Origin of the sequence: Streptomyces solitudinis (assembly GCF_036323765.1) — a bacterium.
Classification (GTDB): Bacteria; Actinomycetota; Actinomycetes; order Streptomycetales; family Streptomycetaceae; genus Streptomyces.
Window position 1 is genome coordinate 1 of the sequence record NZ_JAZDCW010000022.1, and the last position, 3,831, is coordinate 3,831.

At 72.7% G+C, this 3,831-nt stretch carries 2 protein-coding genes; both read right to left on the reverse strand.

Annotated elements, in window-relative coordinates:
* Nucleotides 1-216, reverse strand: a 216-nt coding sequence (locus V1J52_RS25935) for a roadblock/LC7 domain-containing protein (protein WP_330142411.1), incomplete at its 3' end; no start/stop codon positions are given.
* A gap of 1 nt (nucleotide 217) precedes the next feature.
* Nucleotides 218-3,490 carry a sensor histidine kinase gene (locus V1J52_RS25940; RefSeq protein WP_330142412.1) on the reverse strand — a complete coding sequence of 1,091 codons (3,273 nt, stop codon included), beginning with the start codon at nucleotides 3,488-3,490 and terminating at the stop codon, nucleotides 218-220.
* Nucleotides 3,491-3,831 lie beyond the last annotated feature (341 nt).

Sequence of the window (3,831 nt, forward strand, 5' to 3'; positions counted from 1 at the left end):
GCCCTCGAAGATCCGCGAAGCACCCTGCGTCAGCGACGTCAGCCCCGAAGCCACCGCCGCCAGCTGATCGGCACGATCACGCGGGAAGCCGTCGGACATCGCCAGCAGGAGGCCGTCCGCGGACACGACGACCGTGTGCGAGACGCCCGGGGTGTTCTGGACGAAGTTGGTGATCAACCAGTTCAGGTTCTGCGCCGCCTGGCTCATCGGGCTCACACTAACGCTCCTGCTCGTAGGTGCTGCCGGGGTTCTGGCCCGGTCGGTCGTTTCGCTGGTTTCCGGGTGCGGCCCCGCGGCCCCGGCGCACGCCGCGGTGCAGGTTGCTCAGCCTGCCGCGTACGTCCTCCGGTGCCCGGGAGATCTGGGGGCCCGGGTGCTCGGACTGCTCGGCCGTGCCCTCCACGAGGTTGGCCCTCGGCACCCTGCGGGGCAGGCCGGAGGACGTGATGCCGCCGGCCTGGGGGGCGCGCAGCCGCTCCGCGCGCTCCCAGCGGTCGTCGTTGGCCGAGCGCCAGCCGGAGCCGTCGGCCTGCGGGGCGTCCCCGGCGCCGGTGGCGGACACGCCGTCCTGCCCGTACCCGCCCTGCGGGGGCACGCCCGGCTGGGAGACGTCCCGGCGGGGCAGGTCCCGGCCCGGGAGGCCCTGCTGCTCGCGCCAGGACGCGTCCTGCGCCGTCGGCTGCTGCGGGACCTGCGGGAGCGCCTGGGTCTCCTGCGTCTCGGAGGACTGGTCGGACGGGCCCGTGTGCTTCTCCCGGCGCGGCAGCCCGGCGCCGGTGCCCGGGGGCTCCTGGCCGTGGCCCTGCTGGGGGAAGCCGTCGCCGCCGAACGCCCCGCCGGAACCGCCTTGGGCCGGTTCGCCCTGCGGCGCGGCGGGCCCGGCCGGACCGTAGCCGTCCTCCTGCCGGTAGCCGGTCTCCTCCTGGTAACCGGCGCCGTGCTGGTCGTACGTGTCGTACTGCGGGACACCCTCGTGCCGGGGGAGGCCGTCGTACCGCTCGGCGTCCTGGTGCCCCGGCTCGGCGTAGCCGCCGGGCTGCCCCGCGTCGTATCCGGTGCCGTACGGCTGTCCGCCGCCGGGGGCCGCGTACGGGTCGCCCTGGCCGTACTGGTCCTGGCCCGGCTGCTGGTCCTGGCCGTACTGCTCCTGGCCGTACTGCTGCGCCGCGTAGGGTTCGCTCCCGCCCGTCCCGGCCGGCTGCGGCCCGCCGCCCGGCCCGTCCTGGAGCGCGGAGAGGTCGTCGGGTATGTCCACCGAGCCGTAGCGGCGGTCGTCGAAGCCCAGCTCGGCGGCGGTGCGGCGGCTGTCGACGGCCGCCTGCGCCGCGGACCCGGCGGCCTCCGGCATGATCCGCGAGACGGTGAAGTCCTCTTCCACCAGCTCCTCGCCGCCGCCGCCGTGCGTGATGGCCTCCGGCAGCATGACCAGCGAGGTGGTGCCCGCCTGCTCGCCCGAGGGGCGGAGCTGGACGCGGATGCCGTGCCGGTCGGCGAGCCGCCCGACCACGTACAGGCCCATGCGCTGGGAGATGGCGGCGTCGACGGTCGGCGGGTTGGCGAGCTTGTGGTTGATGTCCGCGAAGTCCTCTGCGGTCAGCCCGATGCCCTTGTCGTGGATCTCGGTCATCACCCGCCCGTCGGGCAGCCGCGTGGCGGTGACCTTGACCTTCGTCTGCGGGGACGAGAAGGAGGTGGCGTTCTCCAGCAGCTCGGCCAGCAGGTGCACGAGGTCGGTGACGACGGAGCCGTGGATGTCGCTCTCCGGCACGCCGCTGATCTCGACGCGCTCGTACTGCTCCACCTCGGAGGCCGCGGCGCGCAGGACGTCCACGAGCGGCACCGGCTGGTTCCAGCGGCGGCCGGGCTCCTCGCCCGCGAGGACGAGCAGGTTCTCACCGTTGCGCCGCATGCGGGTGGCGAGGTGGTCCAGCTTGAACAGGCTCTCCAGCTGGTCCGGGTCGGCCTCGTTGTTCTCCAGGTCGGTGATCAGGCCGAGCTGGCGCTCGATGAGGCCCTGGTTGCGGCTGGAGAGGTTGGTGAAGATCGCGTTGACGTTGCCCCGCAGCATGGCCTGCTCGGCGGCGAGCCGGACGGCCTCGCGGTGCACCTGGTCGAAGGCGCGGGCGACCTCGCCGATCTCGTCCTGGCTGTCGATCGGGATCGGCTTGACCTCGGTGTCGACCCGGCCCGGGTCGGTGCGCGAGAGCTGGTCGACCAGCATCGGCAGCCGCTGCTCGGCCACGTCGAAGGCGGCGTTGCGCAGGCTGTGCATGCTCTTGCTCATCGTGCGGGCCATGAGCGCCGCGATGACGAAGGCGATGAGCAGGGCGGCGAGCACGATGACGGAGTTGACGATCGCCTCCTGCCCGGCGTCGGCCGCGATCTGCCCGGCCTCCTCCACGGCGCGGTCGACGAGGTCCTGCTCGATCGTGCGGTACACGTCGAACTTGGCGGTGGCCGCCTGGAACCAGCTCTCGGCGGTGACGCCCTGCCCGGCGAGCGTCTCGACGGAGGCGCCGGAGCTGATGCGCTGGACCATCTCCTCCAGCGGCGGCGGCGCGACGAAGGAGCGGCCCGCGGCCTCGGCCTGCGCCTGCGCCTCCTCGGCGGCCTGTGCCCCCTCCTCCTGCGCGGTGCGCAGCTCGGAGGTCAGGCGCTGCACGTCCTCCTCGGTACCGGCGTTGCGGTACTCGGTGAGGGCGATCTTCTCCAGGTAGTTGTACGACGAGAAGGCGAGGAGCTGCTGCTCCTTCGCCTCGTCCCCCGGGCCCGGCGCGACCAGCAGGTGGGTGCCGACGGCACGGGTGAGCGAGGCCGCCGCCTTGGACAGCGAGATCGCGTAGACGGTACGGCCGTAGGCGGTGATGTTGCCGCTGCCGAGGGTCAGTTCGTTGGCGAGGTTCATCAGCGGGTGCTGCACCTCGATGTAGGCCAGCTCCGTCTGCACGCCGTCCAGGGCCTCGGTGTAGGCGGCCTGGCGCAGCGGGCCGAGCTTCGACTCCACCTCGCGCACCGCGGTCATCCGGCGCTCCAGGGTGGCCGTCTTCGGGGCCTCCTCGGCCGCCTGGTCGAACGCGGCCTGGGCGGCGTCGGTGGCGCGGCGGGCCTCGGCCACCTCGGGCGCGTCCTGGTCGCCGCTGAGCAGCGGTTCGGCCGTGCGGTCGCGCTCGTCCAGCAGGGCGTGGCCGTAGGCGGTCGCCGCCTGCACCAGACGGGCCGTGGCCTCGGCGTCCTGGGCCTCGTTCAGGGTGTCGACCGAAGCGCTCACCCGGAATCCGCCGAAGAGCAGCGCGACGAGCACGGGGATGAGCAGGATGGCGTTCAGCCGCGTCGCCACCCGCCAGTTGCGGACGGCGAACCTGCTGCTGTTGCCGGACCCCGCGGGGTCAGCGGACGGTTCGGCGGTTCCCGTCGGGGCGGCCGCAGTGCGCGGCGGCGTGAAGTTGCCGCGCGACTGTGGCGGCGGGGATGCCGTCTTCCTACGCCTCACTCGACCAAACCTCTCGGCGTCGGCACCTTCAGGCTCGATGTGCCGCGACTACTGCTGAGTTCAGCGCATTGCAGCACGTCGGGAGGGTGCTTTCCAAACACTTGAACGGCAGACCAGTGATCGGCTCGCTCACCGGAAATTCGGGCATTGCGGCCACTTGGCGGCAAAAGACAGGTGCGACGTGCGCTGAGTGAAGCGGGCCGCTCGCCGCCCGTGGTCGGCACAGGTGCATTTGTCTGTCGAAACGTTATGAATCCTGACGATGCCGGGGGCGGTGCTGTGTGGTCAACCACACAGCACCGCCCCCGGGTCGCTCACGTCAGCGGAGCCTGGCCAGGAGC